13 protein-coding genes are annotated in these 17,357 nt (G+C 45.0%); 2 read left to right on the top strand and 11 right to left on the bottom strand.

Features of this window, described 5'->3' with window-relative positions; genetic code table 11:
* Positions 1-9 precede the first annotated feature (9 nt).
* From V2546_RS05180 to V2546_RS05155, 6 genes are all read right to left on the bottom strand, one after another.
* Positions 10-471, bottom strand: coding sequence for a hypothetical protein (locus tag V2546_RS05180; protein WP_118532817.1), 462 nt, complete (start codon positions 469-471; stop codon positions 10-12).
* Positions 472-676: 205 nt separating this feature from the next.
* Positions 677-1,804, bottom strand: coding sequence for a restriction endonuclease subunit S (locus V2546_RS05175; RefSeq protein ID WP_329751727.1), 1,128 nt, complete (start codon positions 1,802-1,804; stop codon positions 677-679).
* 29 nt (positions 1,805-1,833) lie between these two features.
* Complete coding sequence (gene xerA / locus V2546_RS05170) at positions 1,834-2,802, bottom strand: site-specific tyrosine recombinase/integron integrase (protein WP_329751725.1); 969 nt, start codon at positions 2,800-2,802, stop codon at positions 1,834-1,836.
* Positions 2,803-2,892: 90 nt separating this feature from the next.
* Positions 2,893-3,987: a Fic family protein gene (locus tag V2546_RS05165; RefSeq protein ID WP_329751724.1), complete on the bottom strand. Its 1,095-nt coding sequence runs from the start codon at positions 3,985-3,987 to the stop codon at positions 2,893-2,895.
* 24 nt (positions 3,988-4,011) lie between these two features.
* Positions 4,012-5,142: a restriction endonuclease subunit S gene (locus V2546_RS05160; protein WP_329751723.1), complete on the bottom strand. Its 1,131-nt coding sequence runs from the start codon at positions 5,140-5,142 to the stop codon at positions 4,012-4,014.
* 80 nt (positions 5,143-5,222) lie between these two features.
* On the bottom strand, positions 5,223-6,725 hold the full coding sequence (locus tag V2546_RS05155) for a class I SAM-dependent DNA methyltransferase (RefSeq protein ID WP_329751722.1): 1,503 nt from the start codon (positions 6,723-6,725) through the stop codon (positions 5,223-5,225).
* A gap of 368 nt (positions 6,726-7,093) precedes the next feature.
* Between V2546_RS05155 and greA the strand changes: the two genes are divergently transcribed.
* Positions 7,094-7,576, top strand: a complete 483-nt coding sequence (greA, locus tag V2546_RS05150; RefSeq protein ID WP_117484601.1) for a transcription elongation factor GreA — start codon at positions 7,094-7,096, stop codon at positions 7,574-7,576.
* A 14-nt stretch (positions 7,577-7,590) separates the two neighbouring features.
* Entirely contained in the window at positions 7,591-9,528 is a 1,938-nt protein-coding gene (gene lysS, locus V2546_RS05145) for a lysine--tRNA ligase (protein ID WP_021905726.1), read from the top strand.
* Between the two features lie 192 nt (positions 9,529-9,720).
* Here lysS and V2546_RS05140 read toward each other — a convergent pair whose 3' ends face one another.
* The 5 genes from V2546_RS05140 to V2546_RS05120 all read right to left on the bottom strand — a co-directional run bounded on the left by V2546_RS05140 (position 9,721) and on the right by V2546_RS05120 (position 17,324).
* Positions 9,721-11,988, bottom strand: a complete 2,268-nt coding sequence (locus V2546_RS05140; RefSeq protein WP_329751721.1) for a hypothetical protein — start codon at positions 11,986-11,988, stop codon at positions 9,721-9,723.
* Positions 11,989-12,010: 22 nt separating this feature from the next.
* Positions 12,011-12,844 carry an LPXTG cell wall anchor domain-containing protein gene (locus V2546_RS05135; protein ID WP_329751720.1) on the bottom strand — a complete coding sequence of 278 codons (834 nt, stop codon included), beginning with the start codon at positions 12,842-12,844 and terminating at the stop codon, positions 12,011-12,013.
* Positions 12,845-12,883: 39 nt separating this feature from the next.
* Entirely contained in the window at positions 12,884-15,268 is a 2,385-nt protein-coding gene (locus tag V2546_RS05130; RefSeq protein WP_329751719.1) for a hypothetical protein, read from the bottom strand.
* A 69-nt stretch (positions 15,269-15,337) separates the two neighbouring features.
* Positions 15,338-15,703, bottom strand: coding sequence for an LPXTG cell wall anchor domain-containing protein (locus V2546_RS05125; protein WP_329751717.1), 366 nt, complete (start codon positions 15,701-15,703; stop codon positions 15,338-15,340).
* Positions 15,660-17,324, bottom strand: a complete 1,665-nt coding sequence (locus V2546_RS05120) for a hypothetical protein (protein WP_329751716.1) — start codon at positions 17,322-17,324, stop codon at positions 15,660-15,662. Before V2546_RS05120 ends, V2546_RS05125 begins: the two co-directional genes overlap by 44 nt.
* Positions 17,325-17,357: the final 33 nt, after the last annotated feature.

The raw sequence follows: 17,357 nt of genomic DNA, 5'->3' as shown, positions 1-17,357 counted from the left end.
ATTGAATCATTACAAGATTTTCTTTTCTCTGTAGCTTTCAAAAATGTACGATGGATTTTCATAGTAAACACTGCTGTTATAGTCATCAATTTTCGGGCTGATAAAAGAATTATAAACCTGCATCAGTGCATCGATCACACTGATTTTTTCGTTTTCCGCAACCTTCTTGATCAGCCTTTTATAAACTTTTCCAATTTCCCAGTAAGTCGGAATTGTATACTGACAATCTCCTACATTATCAAAACTGCCTTTTTTGATACCTGACTCCGCAATGAAATCATCGCTGACACGGTCTATGTTATCACAATGATAGACATCCGCAAGATCATAAATCTTTTCCAGACGTTTTTTCCCTAATGCGTTTACAACATCTGCTCTTTTGTTTGTTGTCTTCCTGGCAATATAATCGATCAAACTGCATGTAAAAAAGAGATCGTTGTCTTTCTGCGGTTCTCGCCCTGTTTCCTGCATTATTGAATCACCTCATAATCTCTATATTCCAAACACTTTAATGCATTTTCTGTGCAGAAATTAATGAAATCCCGGTCCAAAGTCCTTCGTATTTCTCCCGATCCGAATTTCCAGTTCCTTCACCGGCATGTAGCCGCCGTAATAAACTGTCATTTTAGGCATAAGCAGCGTCCTTTCTATGAATTTTGCATGAAATAGTCAAATATTAACTGGTATTGGGTTGACAAGTGTGCGTTTGCAAAGGTAATGGCAATTTTGATTTGTCGATTGCTTGGACGAAATCTGCAAATTGGTTTTGGAGCTCTATTGGGGCAATCGGAATCTCTATTTCTTTAAACTTATCCATTGAAACATTAAACATCGATCCACTTGTTCCCGTAGAAGAAGCTGAAAACTCATTTCTTATCGATTTACTGCTTAAAACATATTTCATATAAAAAACATTAGCACTATCGTTGAATCGAATTTTCCATAATTTATCTGGCAAGATCAACGTTGGATAATCTTCTCTAACTATCGCTGTAGCGCCTACCATTTCTCTCGTGTTTGCCCTGCTAAATAACAAATCACCCTTTTCTGGAGTCACATACTTTTTAATATTTTCCTGATCATCCAATACTTTACATTCTTCTGGGATAAAATAGCCTTTTGTAACAGCACTCACTTTAAGAACTGCAATTTCATCATCTTTTTTTACTCTTTGCGTGCCATTTCCACTCCACCCAGCTTCACAACTTTTCAGTACCTGTTTAATTTTAATCTTTTTGTAGTTATGCTGATTGATTTTCACATCACCAAATAGCTCGACAAATCGGGCTTGCGCCAAATTTTCTAATTTTAATATCTCTTGACGGCGAAAATTGATAACCTCATTTACAATATCCAATTTCTTTACAATGGCATCCTGTTCTTCTACACTAGGAAGCCATATTGGAAATTCTTTTAACATTTCCAATTTCAGATTATCACGAACACTACCAGTTGCAACTGATCTAATACGTTGTAAAGCAAAATTGCTTTTCAAATAATAATACAAATATTGCTGCCGTAATCTCTCAGATACGGCAAACACATTATATAATGGGCTTACAATAACTCTTTCTTCTTTTCGCTGCCAGTCTACCGAACCTACATTTATTCTTGAAGGATTATATGCAAAACAACCTTTAGGAACTATTTTATAGGTAGTCTTGTCTTTACTTGCCACTTCTTTTCCAAAGTAGTCCCTACAAAATCCTTGAGTATTGGTAACACTATATACTGGAAGATTTTCATCGTTTTTGTTTCTAACTGAATATTCCTCGATGTAATCTCCTAATCTTACTTTCTCCATCTACCTCATCCCCACAAACCCGAACTTGATCAGGCAATGTACTTCTGATGGGATGTTTTTACATTTAACTGGTTGACCATAGCGTACTGCATCGTGGTATCAATCTGTGAATGACCGAGAATCTTCTGGACCTGCTCAATCGGCATTCCTTTGTCGATTGCACGAGTCGCCATGGTACGGCGGAATTTGTGGGGATGAATTCTTGTCAGATTGATCTTTTTTCCGAGTCTCCGCAGTCTGATCTCGACACCACTGATCTTTAAGCGGGCATGAGGTGCATCCAGTGTTACAAACAATGCCGGGTTGTCATCAGAACGGCTGTTTAAATAATTTTGCAGATGCAGCTTTGCCTTCGCGTCAAAGTATACTTTGCGCTCCTTATCACCTTTTCCGAACACCACACATTCTCTGGCTTCAAAATCCACATCTTTAATGTTCAGATTTACCAGTTCCCCGACACGGATTCCCGTTGAGTACAGCAGATCAATGATCGCCAGGTCCCGGACACAACAGCAATGATCCCGCAGCTGCTCAATCCCCTCGTCGGAAATCACTTCCTTCACCTGCTGTTTCGTCTTGATTTTGTGGATCCGACGCATTGGGCTCTTCAGGACATAATCCTCTTCTTCCAGCCATGAGAAAAAGCTTGAAATGTTCCGCCGAATGTTATCGATTGTGGATTTCCCACAGTTATTGATCTTTTGATATTCCGAAAGATATGTCCGGATCTCTTCCGTTGTAATCTTTCTGACCGGCGTCTTTAGCATCTGAAACATTTTCTCTACGGTGACACGGTAATATTGAAGCGTTCTCTCGGAACATCCTTCGATTTTCTTTGCATCCAGGAACATCTGCAAGTAGGTATCATTCGTAGTCTCTACTTTAGTTGTTTCCGGCTGTGCCAGATTTTTCAACAGAACCTCCTGCAGTTTCTTCATCTGTGAAATATTCAGGTATTCTGCCATCTGATTTAAGATGTTTACAAGTTTTTCTTCCATATCGGTATACTCCTTCCTTTGTATACCAACATCCTACTCCTGCAAATGCCATATATTTTTAATCCGGTGCAACTGTTTCATACCTCACAGTTATGATCGGGTCAATATTTCCCAATCCCCATTGCGCTTTCCATTTTTCCTTTGAATCAGTCCTTTTTGCTTTAAAGACCCCATTCTTGTCTTGATCGTGCGCTCTGATTTTCCCAATGCAGCAGCCAAAGCTTTTTGAGTGATTCGCGGATTCTCTTCGATGACCTTCATTACAGCCATCTCTTCCAAAGTGCAATTCAAAATATTATCTATGCACTTTGAACTCTCCGCATTCTCACTTTGAATCATCCTATCATCCCGATAATCCACACGCAAATAGCGGTTCTTTAATTCATGATTCATATTCATCAACAGATTTTCGAAAAACTGTTCCAGATATTTTGTTGTTGCATGAATCCCCAACTGAAAATTATTATAATTGGATCGAACCAGCGCATTTCGAAAATACCATGAATGCTCTGCAAATACATCACTGTTGACCCGTAATCCAAATGCCTTCAGATATTGAATAACAAAAATTGCTGTGGTACGGGTGTTTCCCTCACCAAATGGATGAATCTGCCAGATTCCGGATGTAAATGCCGCAATATGTTTCATTGCATCTGCAACTGAAACTGTTTCATACGGGAACTGTTTTTCCTGTGAAAAATCGTAATCCAATGCAGCCTGTATTTCATTATAAGAAGCGTAATAAACGGTTTTCCCGTTTAAAATCCACTCATCTTTTGTGATATTGTAGCTGCGCAGCCGCCCTGCATGCGGGAATACCCCTGTAAATAAACGTTTATGAATGTTGATATAAAATGCAGGTAAAAGCTGAAATGTTTTCTCTCCCAATAATTCCACAATGTGTAGCGAAACGAGGTCTGCCTCCCGTGTCCTCTCTTCGGCATCGGTAAGGTGTCCTTTCCGTTTTTCATAGTATATCTGAATCCGTGTTTTCACCGCATTCATGTCAATCCTGCCTTCGATATGTTCTTTAGCAATTTTCAACAAATATTCTGAGATCTTTAATCCATCCACATCCTGCAAACCGATTGCAGTCTGCCATGCAGCACTTTTTTCAGCCAGCCCTGAATCTCCCTGCCGGATATATTGATCTAAAGCCAGTTTCCATTCCTGCGATTTTCCCATACATCTACCTTCTGTTAATCAAATTTATCCGAAATACTGCTGCATCAGGCTGTCAAACAGAAGCTGCGCCTCATCAAGTGCCTTTTGTACAGAATCTTTTGATTTGTCGACTTGATTGATAAAATCACCGAACTCATCTTGCAACGTCTTTGGCGGCAACATCAATTGTAATTTATTATATTTTCCAACATTGAAATGCTGTTGCGCTGCCCCGCCAATCCCTTCATCTATCTGTTTTTTTCCATGTGGCATATTTGTAAAGGTACATAAATAATAAGGATTTACTTTTTCACAATCTGGATGAGCAATTATAATATCAACTGCATTACATCCCGCATATTCTTCTGTAACAACACAGGCGGTACCGGGTGCACCAGACCTTACTATTAACAAATCATTCTCTTTAAGAATAGATTTTGAATTCTTCAGATGTCCTTCTTTAGTAAAATATACCCAATCAATATCTTTAATAAATCCCGCACCTATATTAAGAGAGCGAAAAGCTCTTACGCCTTCACTTTCATCTGTATAATACTGGGATGGCTTTATAACAACACCAACTTGGACATCTGCAACATCTTCAACATTTACAACATTCCAATTTTTAGAATTATTTTCATCCCCAAACATCTCGACAAATCGGGCTCTGATCAACTCTTCAAGTTTTTCAAGCTGCTCCTGTCGAAGGGAAATAATTTCTGAAGCCTTTGAAATGATATTTGCTATTTCAATTTGATCTTTAATTGAAGGAAACGGTATCAATGTATTGTCAAAATCTTTCTTAACAATATGTTTCATAGTTGCACCATGAGTTTTTAGTTCCATCTCTTTCAGTTTATACTGGACCGCAAAAACAAAATATCGTTTATCAACCTTAATTTTATCAAACACAACCTTAAAAATATGTTGATTAAGCAGTGCTTTCCCTTTGTCCCAAATGTACACTCCTAAACTGGCTGACCAGGAAATAAGAATGTCACCATCATTTATCTCTATACGTTCTGGATAATCTCCATCATAAAATCCTACATCATAAGCATTTCCGGTTAAATCTTGTATCCGTATAATTGGCAGGCCTTTTTCTCCCCTATCCTGTGGTTTAAAAGCATAACCATTTATATACGTAGCTATATCTCCTAATTTTTTATGTTCCATCCACTCATCCCCACAAACCCGAATTGTCCATTTCCTCTCTCCGAAAATTTTCCAATTCCATATTCTCTCTCCATCATCTTCTACAACCCCAGCAGCCTTTCCAACTCATCCATCTCTTCCCCGATCTTCATCTCCAGCTCCCGAAGCTCGGTCATGATCTCCAGCGTGGATGGATATTCTACCGGAACATACTCGATCTTCTTATATTTATTGATGGAGAGGTCGTAATCGTTCTCCACAATTTCTTCCTTCTGGACGAAAAAGCTCTGCTCGGTGCGTTCACGGTCCGTCTCCTTTTCAAGATGATGGAATCGCTCAATGATGTCCGGAATATCATTCTCAGAAATTTCACTTCTCTTATCGTCAAGACTGAGTCCATCTGCTTTCATGTCGTAAAACCAGACTTTATCAGTGCCGCCATGACCAGTCTTTGTAAAGATCAGGATTGCAGTGGAAACTCCCGCATACGGTTTAAACACACCGGACGGCATGGAGATGACGGCTTCCAGGCGGTTGTTCTCAATCAGTTCTTTCCGGATCGCCTTGTGTGCGGTCGATGATCCGAATAATACGCCATCCGGGACGATGCAGGCGCACCGGCCACCGATTTTCAGCATTCTTAAGAAAAGGGTCAGGAACAGCAGCTCTGTTTTCTTTGTTTTACATACCTTTAAAAGATCCGCCGATACGATATCGTAGTCCAGACTGCCTTTAAACGGCGGGTTGGCAAGAATCAGGCTGTACTTCTCTTTGTCCGGATTCTGATCACTCAGGCTGTCACGATACTCGATCGATGGATTTTCCACACCATGCGTCATCATGTTCATGGCACCGATTCTAAGCATCGTACGGTCCATATCGTAACCATGGAACATATGATTCATATAATGATCTTTGTTCGCCTTATCAAATAAGACTTCTTTTTTGCAGTTTTCCCGCAGATACTCGCTGGCAGTCACTAAAAATCCTGATGTACCGCAGGCCGGGTCGCAGATCACATCATCCGGCTTTGGCTGCATCATGTCGACGATCATCCTGATAATGTGTCTCGGAGTCCGGAACTGTCCGTTTACACCTGCTGTTGCAAGTTTTGATAATAAATATTCGTAGACATCGCCCCTGGTATCCGCCTTCTTTAGCTGTTCCATCTGTTCGTAAACACCATCCAGCGCATTCACAATCTTATCCAGCATAAGCGGTGTCGGAACTTTGAAGATCGCGTCTCCCATGTACTTTGAATAGGCGCTTTCTTTATTTCCATGAAGATTTTTCATGAACGGAAATACAAGTTCCTGCATGTTTGCATACATCTTTTCCGCCGGGAAATCATGGAACACACTCCATTTTAACTGATTTCCATCAACCATCCGCTCACCAATCTGCACTTGTCCCGCAAAAATACTCTTATAAGGAATTCCGAGCATCGCTGCTTCCTTTGCATGAGTATTATCCGCATCATCCAGATCCCGGATGAACATCAGATACGTCATCTGCTCGATTACCTCCAGCGGATTCGTCAGACCGCCTGTCCAGAATATCTCCCATAAACTGTCTATTTTATTTTTCAGTTCTCCTGTTACCATCTTTTTTTCCTCATCTTCCACTAAAATAAAAAGCTCTGCGCTTACTTTTATTCCCAATTCTTGCAGAAATGCTCTTTTATATTCCTGTTTATTATCATAAGTATAAAGCATCTGTCGCTATAAATCAACAAATCTACTTTGTCGAACTGCTCTTTCGTTACTGTACAGGGTCTCCGCGTTCTTTCTATAATAAATACACTTCCCCCGCACTTTCTGTCACATCCCCGCGAAAATCCGCAAAAATCCACCAAAACTAAGGCTTTCGGCTTCTTGACAATCCCAATTCTACACGCTATAATACAGAGAATGTAAAGCTAAAAATTATAAAGGGTCATTCTGCCCCGAAACAATAAGAAAGGTAAGACGTCATGGCTGATAAGAAACATATTTTAACTTATGCAGGACTGAAAAAATACGAGGATGAGCTTCAGGATCTGAAAGTAAACCGCCGTCGTGAGATTGCCCAGAAGATCAAAGAGGCAAGAGAACAGGGAGACTTATCCGAGAATGCCGAGTACGATGCTGCGAAAGATGAGCAGAGAGATATTGAGTTAAGAATCGAAGAGCTCGAGAAACTGTTAAAGAACGCAGAGGTTGTCGTTGAGGACGAGGTAAACCTTGATAAGATCAATGTTGGATGTATCGTAAAAGTTTACGATGTTGATTTCGATGAGGAGATGGAATTCAAGCTCGTTGGTTCCACAGAGGCAAACAGCCTTGAGAACAAGATCTCCAATGAGTCCCCGGTCGGACACGCGCTGATCGGCAAACGCGTTGGCGATGTTGTTGACGTTGAAACACAGTCCGGAATCATTCAGTACAAGGTACTTGATATTAAGAGAGTAGACTAAAGGAGAAAAGAAAAGTGGCTGAACAGCAGAATCAGAACAAGAATGCAAATGCAAAAGAGCAGGATATCCACCAGCTCTTAAAGGTGCGCCGCGAGAAGCTTGCTGAGTTACAGGCAGAGGGCAAGGACCCGTTCCAGATCACAAAGTATGATCAGGATACTCACAGCGCAGATATCAAAGACAATTACGCAGAATATGACGGAAAGGAAGTTTCCATCGCCGGACGTATCATGTCCAAGCGTGTGATGGGTAAAGCTTCCTTCTGCAACGTCCAGGACCTCAAGGGCAACATCCAGTGCTATGTATCCCGTGATGAGCTCGGTGACGATTCCTACAAAGACTTCAAGAAGATGGATATCGGCGATATCGTCGGCATCAAAGGCTTTGTATTCACAACAAAGATGGGCGAAATCTCTGTTCATGCCCATTCCGTAACTCTGCTCTCCAAGAGCTTACAGATCCTTCCGGAGAAATACCATGGTCTGACAAACACGGATACCCGTTACCGTCAGAGATATGTGGACCTGATCATGAACGAGGACGTAAAGAAGACATTCGTTATGCGTTCCAAGATCATCAGCTGCATCCGCAGATATTTAGATAACCTCGGATTCCTCGAGGTTGAGACTCCGATGCTCGTTGCAAATGCCGGCGGTGCTGCTGCAAGACCGTTCGAGACACACTACAATGCACTTGACGAGGACGTTAAACTTCGTATCTCCCTCGAGCTCTATTTAAAGAGACTCATCGTCGGCGGTATGGAGCGCGTTTACGAGATCGGCCGTGTATTCCGCAACGAAGGTCTTGACACAAGACACAACCCGGAATTCACTCTGATGGAGTTATACCAGGCATATACAGACTACAAGGGAATGATGGACCTCACCGAGAACATGTTCCGTCATATCGCAGAGCAGATCTGCGGATCCACAACGATCCCGTATGCGGATGTTGAGATCGACCTTGGAAAGCCGTTCGAGCGCCTGACCATGATCGATGCGATCAAGAAATACACCGGTATTGATTTCAACGAGATCACGACAACTGAGGAAGCAAAGAAATTAGCGGATGAGAAGGGCGTTCACTACGAAGATCGTCACGTTCGCGGCGACATCATCAACCTCTTCTTCGAGGAGTTCGTTGAGGAGCACCTGATCCAGCCGACCTTCATCACAGACCATCCGATCGAGATCTCCCCGCTTACCAAGAAGAAACCGGATCATCCGGAGCAGGTTGAGCGTTTCGAGCTCTACATCTATGCCCGTGAGATGTGTAACGCATACTCCGAGTTAAACGACCCGATCGACCAGAGAGAGCGTTTCAAAGCACAGGAGGCTGCTCTTGCTGCCGGTGATGACGAGGCAAACACAACAGATGAGGACTTCTTAAATGCCCTTGAGATCGGTATGCCGCCGACCGGTGGTATCGGATACGGTATCGACCGTCTTGTTATGTTATTTACAAACTCCCCGGCGATCCGTGACGTACTGCTCTTCCCGACAATGAAGTCCTTAGACACAAAGAAGTCTGAGAAACCGGTCGTTAAGACATCCGAGAACGCAGCTCCGGAAGTCATCGACTTCTCCAAAGTTGTGATCGAGCCGATGTTCGCTGATTATGTTGATTTCGAGACATTCAGCAAGTGCGATTTCCGCGCTGTTAAGGTAAAAGCCTGCGAAGCAGTCAAGAAGAGCAAAAAGCTCCTTCAGTTCACACTCGATGACGGAACCGGCACAGACCGCACGATCTTAAGCGGTATCCATGCTTTCTACGAGCCGGAAGAGCTTGTCGGAAAGACCCTGATCGCGATCACAAACCTTCCGCCGAGAGCCATGATGGGAATCGATTCCTGCGGTATGCTGCTTAGTGCAATCCATACTGAAGAGGGCGAGGAGAAATTAAACCTTCTCATGGTTGACAACCATATCCCGGCTGGTGCGAAGCTGTACTAATTAAAAGAAATATTCGGATAACAAAAGAAGTGGGCAGTTCCTGTTGGGGCTGTCCACTTCGTTGTTTTATAATTCTTATTATTCTAAATCCATATTGGTCAGTTGCCTGATCTGATCACGCCTGTTATAAATAACAGCCATCACCTGGACTCTGCGATTTTCATCAGCTGGTTTCCAATTTCTTTTCTTAATTTATTTTGTGATCTGGAACGATCGGTTGATCGGTGAGGCAAGGTAATTGCCGCCGAGAACGACTACGGTCATCGTGTAACGCCCCGGCTCAGTCGGCGGGGTTGTTGTGCTGGAGTATGCTCTCCATTTACTTGTAAATCCAGAGTAGAGCACGCTGACGCTGGACTGGTCGCCAACTCTCTCCCCGCCAATCTCGAGATGTGCGCCAAAATCAGCACCCGCCGCTTCCGCTGCGGAGATCTTTTTGCCGATACTCTGGTTCCATACAAGCTTTGCCTTGTCAGCCTTTAAGACAAGAGCGCCGGTGCCGACACCCGTATTGTAGTTCTTGTTGTCGGTGACTGCTGTCACGCTGTAAATTCCGGCATGATTCGGGGCACCGATACTGATCCGGAGATTATCAGCGATGGACGGAAGCTTGTTAATCACCTTGATGACCTGTCCCAGAGCACCGGTATCCACACCGATCTTCTCAAGCACATCGATCACTTCACTGGCATTTAAAAGCTTTCTAAGCTCACCGACCGTGATACCGTTCTGCAGCATTTCTGTCAGGGTTGGCTGATTTAAGCTTTCCAGCGCCTTATCTACGATCTTGATGACAGTGCTGTTGGAGGTATACTGTTCCGGGAGCTCCAGATAAACGCCTGTAGTCACATTGCTGGTGATTCCGGCGTAGATGATATACAGGTTGAACTGATCCTCCGGATCTGTGGAGACAAGCTCTCTGCCCTTCACAGCCTCGCTCACATATCTGCTGGCGCTGTTGACGCTGACCTTCACATTTGCTTTGTTTATGGTCACGCTGCCCTCAGCTTCTTCACTTGCGCGATACTCCGAATTTCCCTTGAAGGTCACTTTGATCTTCTGCTCGCCTGCGCCGATCTGCGGGAAGCTTCCGAGAACCTTTCCTCCGAGTTCATAGCTTTTTCCTTCAAACGGAACATCGTCCCTGATTCCTTCTCCGTTCAGGAATTTGTCAGCAAAGCTGTCACCGAGCTCGCTGCTCAAACCGTCCAGAAGAGAAAGTCTCGCATTGTAGGAAAAGGTGAAATCGTCAACAGACAGTGTATCCCGCTCCGGAAGCTCGGAATTTTCCCAGTCGATCACATTGTCAAGAACCGCCTGTTTTACTGCTTCCACATCCTTATTATATGTGAAGGAGGTTTCGCTCTTTAATACGACTTTACTGTTGATCCGGTTGTCCGTCACTGCTACTGATACTGTCACGCTGCCCGGCGCATAATCCTTGCTTCCGCCCCAGGAAATACGGATCTTCCAGCTTCCCGTGCCGAATTTCTTTGTTACAAGTGACTCATCATCGAGCGGTCTGAAATTTTCAATGAGTCCCGAAGGATCTGCATTGTACTTCACCTCGAACTCATCAAAATCCACTTCCGGTTCTGTGGACTCCACTACAGCCTCGTAGATCGCTCTTGCTGTTGCAGTATAATCGATATTCTGATCATGATCAAAAACAAGCCCTGCCTCGTAAGGAGCCTCTTTCAGATTGAACTTCATCTGCTCCCGTTCCGTCATGGTCACGTTTGTCTCTTTTTCAAAACCAGAATACTCCTCATCGCCGTCCCATAAAATACGGATCTTCTGTTTTCCTGCCGGGATTGCCGGATAGGTCAGGAGATTCACCGTCTCCCCGTCCAGTGCGACCCAGTTCTTTCCGAGATTTCCTACAGCGCCTGACTCAGCTTTACCGTAGTACTGGATCGTCACATCGTCACAGGTAATAAACTCCGCATTGGAAGCTGAAAAAACTCTCGTGAAGATCTCTTCTTTCGTCTCTTCGGCATTAAGGGTTCCGTCCTCGTCATATATCAGCGGAATTTCCTGATCCCGGAGCAGCTCGCAATCCACGGTATGTTTTGCTGTTTTTCTGATTGTGAATTTTTTCTCTCCTGTGCGTACTTGATATTCACCATCCGCATTGTCTGCCAGCGCCGGATGGATATAGGTGTGAGTCACTAAGTATTTTTTTGTTGTACTTTCAAATCCGCCTACTGATCCCCATGCGGTATTTTTCAGCAGACCACCGTCTTCCTTTCCAACACACTCGTACTCCCATTCCAGTGTATCTTCACTGTCCGGGAGAAGCGTTTCTGTCAGGATCTGATTCACAGTCTCCGTCTCTGTTCCAGCCGAAATACACACCTCCGGATTTTCAGCGCCGAATGCTGTCAGGCAGAATGCCTGCAGCAGAACAAAAAGTGCCAGTAACGCAATCATGATTGGATGAAGCGTTTTCTTTTTCATATCTGTATCCTCATGTTTCTCTTTAATTTTCCTTACTTCTCTTTTTCATCACAAGACCTGCCGCCAGAAGGATTGCGCCTGCGGAGAGCAGGATCCCTACCGGCCACCACAGTTGTCCTGTCTGAGGAAGCTTCTTTTCGTTCTCCACGGTTGTCTCCGTAGATGTCTCTGTTTCACTCTCTGCCGTACTCTCCTCCACTCTGGTTTCCGACTGTGTCTCCGCATCTGTAATCGTCACCGTCTCGTCAGCCGCTGTTGTGATCGTCGGCTTCTTATTCGGAGTCGGATCCCAGTCGTCATCATCGCTGTCATCATAATAACGGGTCGGAGAGGTCGGATTCGACGGATCCGTCGGGTTTGTGGGTTCGGTCGGATTTTCCGGTTCTTCAATGTCACACTTGATATCTGCTTCCGCAGCGGCACCGCCCGCTTCCACGAGAACCGGTGCCGGAATGTAGGTCTTGCCGCCAACGGTCATCGGATCCCCCGTCACAAGGTAGAGAGCCTCTCCATCCGGGAGATTCCGAAAAACCACATGCTTTCCGCTTCCCGTTCCGGTCCGGTAAGGCTGGATCCCCTGCGCCTTCACAAAATTTGTAAGAGCGATCGCAGCCTCTCTGGAACCACCTCCGGAAACATCCGCACCGGATGCCTGAAATTTCTCATTCAGCACATAGACACCCGCCTGTTTTTCTGCAACCCGATAGAGATATACCGTCATTCCGGTCTGTTCTGTTTTTATGTTCAGACTACCCCGCTGTGCCGCGTAAGACGGATTTTGAAATATCACCATCCATACCGCAAGCACGGCAAAAATAAAGCCCAGGATCTTATTCTTTTTCCGAATTCCTGTCATCTTGGATTCCTTCCTTCTACATCGATTTCTGTATCTGATCTACATGCTTCTTTTTCTCTTCCATGCTACTGCCGCTGTGCCCATAAACAGGAGTCCCAGACCCGTGAACATTCCCCGTCCCATTCCGCCTGTGGACGGAACCTTCTTATCGAGGACATCACCTTCCACGGAGTCATGTTCTCCATCGTTGACCCAGGCTTCGTTAAACAGCTCGTCCCCCTGGATCGCGTCGTCTGTCACGACCGCTTCATAGGTCACTGTAATCGGATTTTCATCCGTCAGATCTTCATAATCGATGATTCCGGTATTAAAGAGGTTTACAAGATCAATCTCAACCCGGAATGCGTTGGAACCACTGGCTGTTACCGTGTAATACCCGGAAGGAACTTCTTTTCCATCCCTGCCCGCGGTCACACGGATCGTACCGTCAATAAACTTCAGATACCGGTTCATCTCATCGTGGAAGAACATGGTCTCCACAACCGAATCCGGGATCGCATATTTTTCATCTGCAGAAAGGAACTGTGCAGAAATCTCATTGTCGTAGTTATCTCCGCTTACGCTTCTCGCTCTTCTTGCACCGGACGCACTGTACACGCGGACTGTCTCCGCACCGGATGCACTGTGTACGCGGACTGTTCCCGCACCGGACGCACTGTGTACGCGGACTTTGCGGACCTCCCTCGCGGAGTTTGCCGGTGAGGCGTTGGATGCCGTTACAACATAGCGTGCAAGCAGCTTTGGAAGACTGGAGGTCAGTGTAAACTCGATCTTCTTTCCCTGACTTACGGTTCCGATCTCATCCTCGCCGTCTGCCTTTTTATCGATCAGATAGCTTGTCGTCTCGTAGATGTCCGCGCCATGAGCCGCCTTGATCTGGAATCCCGTCTCATATCCGCCGGAAGCTACCGATACAATATGACGATTTTCCGGAAGGGCATCGTCTGCGTTCCATCTTGAGCCCTCTGTATCGTCATACCAGCCGTCGATGCGGTGATTGCAGTCGTCGAGGTTCCAACCGGTTCCGACTGCGCAGAAGGTCAGCTTCTGCCTTGCAGTGTTGTAAATATCGTCAGCGCCTTTGGCTGCGTGGTTGTTGTAGAGGATCACACCGTCCGAAAGCTCTGCGGTTCCGTTTTCCTCGTTATAGAGGCCGCCGCCGTAAGTGGCTGCGTGGTTGTTACAGATGCGGACGCCGGTGCCGATCTTCAAGGTTCCCTCATTGAAGATTCCTGCTCCGGTTGAACCCGTTTGATTTTCACAAACGCTGCCTGCATTTAAAGTCAGTTCTCCCACGTTACAGATTCCGCGATCATGATTCTTTTCAACCTTAAGTGTTGCTCCATTCTCAACACACAGCTTATACGTATTTAAAATCCCGTTTGATCTATTTTCACAGGCCGATACAACTGCCCCTGCTTTGACTTCAACATCGCCGTACCAATATTCGCTGCCGCTATATACCCAAAGACCTCTTTCCCCATTTCCGTCGAGACTGATCTCAGCTCCTCCCTCAATGGTTCCTTTTCCTCCGACATTCAGCCCATTTCCGGTATTCTTACAGGAAGTCAGTTTTGAAGTGCCGTCTACAAACAGCTCTTTAACAAAAATTCCCCAGGCGCTACCAATATTCTGATTCGTTGTCACATCCGAATAATCTGTTACGCTCAGTTTTCCGTAATAGCAGCCAATTCCACCACCGTAGTTCGGATTTCCACAGCCCGTAATATCGATATGTGAATATTTTTCTACCGTCACATCGACCGGATTGACCGTCATTCCGTGCCAGTCACAATCAATGATATTGAGAATGGAATGATCTGAAATTTTAATACTCCGGTTTGGCATATCCTCATACTCTGAATCGTCTGCGAAAATACCACTTGCCTGGAATCCTTTGTAGCCGGATATCGTCATGACTGTACCATTTACAAGGTATAAATTACTTTTCTGATACAAATACATTCCGCTTCCACTGCCGCCATTCGCACTATTCTGTGTCCATGTCACATGATCCAAGGTGAGATCTGTATTCGAGATCAGATTCGCAGTGCGGCCACTTCCACCCGGATTATCATTCGCGGCAATATCCAATACGCAGTTCTTAAATGTCAGCCGACTGGTATTCCAGCTTTTAGCTGCAGCATCATAAGTTCCTTCTGTGTGGATTCCCTTTCCTTCCATCTTGATCGTCTTCGGATCCGACGTGCCGCACTGGATCGTCACATTTTTTCCTGCACCGATCACAAGTCCGTCTGTAAGGCTTACATTTTCCTCAAGATCGATCACTACCGGTGACTCTCCCGCGGAATTGATCGCATCCTGAAGACTATTGAACTCCTGTGTTCCTACCTTCGCCACAGCCGCCAGCGAAGAAAATGCCATGGCAGCCGTCATCGCAGCGGCGGCTGCGATGACGGTCATGAAACTTTTCCATGATTTTTCATGTCTCTACCTCGTTCTCATAACTAGCAACAATCCGAAAAGTCTGAATTACTGCTCTTTTTTCTTTTTCTTACCTGTCACGATCACAGCACCTGCTGCAGCTCCCATCAGTGCGATTCCTGCTGCTGTGAAGGCTTTTGTTCCAATTCCACCGGTGGACGGAACATCCGGATCGATGACCGGGCCGTCAACGATATCTTTCTCGCTGTCGTTGACCCATGCACGGTTCTCCACCTTGTCTCCATCAATGGCTTTGTCAGAGACAGCTGCGTCATAGGAAACTATAATCGGCTCTGCATTCTTTAACTCATCATATGTAATATATCCGTCATTGAATGCTGCGATCAGAGCGATGCTTACCCGGAATGTCTCATCGCCTTTTCCGGTTTCTACCTTGTAATACACTTCCATCATTTCCGACTGTCACTTTCAGGGTTTCCTTGTCAAATTCCAGATTTTTGCTCATCTTGTCATGGAAGATCATGCGCTCGGAGAACTTCTCCGGAATCAGCAATCTCTCTGCATTAGAATCGGAACGTACTACAAATCCAGCCAGTCTTGCCGGAAGATGGGATTCCAGCGTAAAGCTTATATTATCGCCCGGTTTTACGCCCTTGATCTCATCCTCACCGTCTGCCTTTTTATCGATATCCGGTCTGCTCTCCTTATCGTCCGCATCAAGTCCATGCGCAGCTTTGATCTGCAGCATACCGTTCTTACTTCCGCTGTTTACAAGAACAATATGGTGCTCACTTTCACCGCCATCGGCATTCCAGCGGCTTCCTTCTGCATCATCATACCAGCCGTCAATCGCGTGATTACAATCGTCCAGGATCCACTCTTTGTTTGTGTCTCCAAATTTCAGTGTCGCGTTTTCTCCGTTGTAGATATCGTCGGCACCTTTTCCGGCATGATTATTGTAGAGAATAACCTTACTGGAAAGACTCACCTTTCCCATGTTATGGATGCCGCCGCCAAACTCCAGCTTCTGTGCCTCGTTATTCTTGATGATGCCAGTCCAGATCTCCGCTTTTGCACCGCTCCCCACTCCGATTCCTGAGCCTTTATTTTCCATGACTGTGAGGGTTGCCGACTTGTCCACTGTGAAACTTCCGTTTCCCTGAACACGGATTGCTGCTGGGATTGTCCATTTTGTTAATAGTTCACATTTATTTCTGTATACATCTACAATTGAGTTATTTTCAATCACACCATTTCCAGTGATATGAATTCCGTTTGCTCCATTTTCCGATGCACTGAGTGTCGTGTTATCAACAGTCAGATTTCTCGCGCTGAGTCCATTGGCTTTGTTTCCGTCAAAATGGACCATGCTATGATAAAATTCAAAATCTGAACCATTAGATCCGTTTCCGGTGCTATTCACAACATCAATCGTGCTGTCTTTCGCCCTTACAGAAAATTTCCCGGTAAAACCAGATCGGTTATGATCCGAGAAAAATTTTGAATTTTCCAGATTTACGTTATATCCCCAGTCACCGCCATCCCACTCCAGGGCATCCTGCGGATAATTTCGGATCTCCAACGTGGAATCCTTCAGATTCAGCTTATTATTCGAGCCGAAATAGATCGCATGAGTGTTTGCAGCAACACCATTGCCATCCATTACCATCTCTGCGTTCTCCAGATGCAGCTCTGCATCCTTTGATGCAGAGATCGTCATCCAATTCCACTCCGCTGTATATGGTGTCGATCCGATTCCTTCCAGTCCCACAGCGCAGTTCTTAAAAGTCAGCTTTTTGCCCCAAAGTGCAATTCCTTTGTCTTTAAATGTAAGATTCTTCTTATCCGCACCACCATCTACCGTCAAGTTCTTGCTCAGATTAAGCCCACTTGTCGTCTCATCCGTATCAAGAACGATCACCGCTCCATCTGCTGCCGCAGCCACTGCCTCATCAAACGTCTTATAGGTAGTCTCACCAATATGTACCTGCGCAAATGCCGAAACCGACATTCCCGCCGTCATCGCAGTCGCTGCCAGACAGACCACGAAAACCTTGTTCATTTTCTTTTTCATTTTCGATCCCCTCCATGTCAATTTATGTCGAAA

It is taken from the genome of Clostridium sp. CM74B_53 (assembly GCF_036318045.1).
In the GTDB taxonomy this organism is placed as follows: Bacteria; Bacillota; Clostridia; order Lachnospirales; family Lachnospiraceae; genus Pilosibacter.
This window is presented reverse-complemented; position numbering and strand designations above follow the sequence as displayed.

Coding starts and splice junctions, on each gene's coding strand:
- V2546_RS05180 (WP_118532817.1), bottom strand. CDS start 471: ATGCAGGAAACAGGGCGAGAACCGCAGAAAGACAACGATCTCTTTTTT.
- V2546_RS05175 (WP_329751727.1), bottom strand. CDS start 1,804: ATGGAGAAAGTAAGATTAGGAGATTACATCGAGGAATATTCAGTTAGA.
- xerA (WP_329751725.1), bottom strand. CDS start 2,802: ATGGAAGAAAAACTTGTAAACATCTTAAATCAGATGGCAGAATACCTG.
- V2546_RS05165 (WP_329751724.1), bottom strand. CDS start 3,987: ATGGGAAAATCGCAGGAATGGAAACTGGCTTTAGATCAATATATCCGG.
- V2546_RS05160 (WP_329751723.1), bottom strand. CDS start 5,142: ATGGAACATAAAAAATTAGGAGATATAGCTACGTATATAAATGGTTAT.
- V2546_RS05155 (WP_329751722.1), bottom strand. CDS start 6,725: ATGGTAACAGGAGAACTGAAAAATAAAATAGACAGTTTATGGGAGATA.
- greA (WP_117484601.1), top strand. CDS start 7,094: ATGGCTGATAAGAAACATATTTTAACTTATGCAGGACTGAAAAAATAC.
- V2546_RS05140 (WP_329751721.1), bottom strand. CDS start 11,988: ATGAAAAAGAAAACGCTTCATCCAATCATGATTGCGTTACTGGCACTT.
- V2546_RS05135 (WP_329751720.1), bottom strand. CDS start 12,844: ATGACAGGAATTCGGAAAAAGAATAAGATCCTGGGCTTTATTTTTGCC.
- V2546_RS05130 (WP_329751719.1), bottom strand. CDS start 15,268: ATGACCGTCATCGCAGCCGCCGCTGCGATGACGGCTGCCATGGCATTT.
- V2546_RS05125 (WP_329751717.1), bottom strand. CDS start 15,703: ATGATGGAAGTGTATTACAAGGTAGAAACCGGAAAAGGCGATGAGACA.
- V2546_RS05120 (WP_329751716.1), bottom strand. CDS start 17,324: ATGAAAAAGAAAATGAACAAGGTTTTCGTGGTCTGTCTGGCAGCGACT.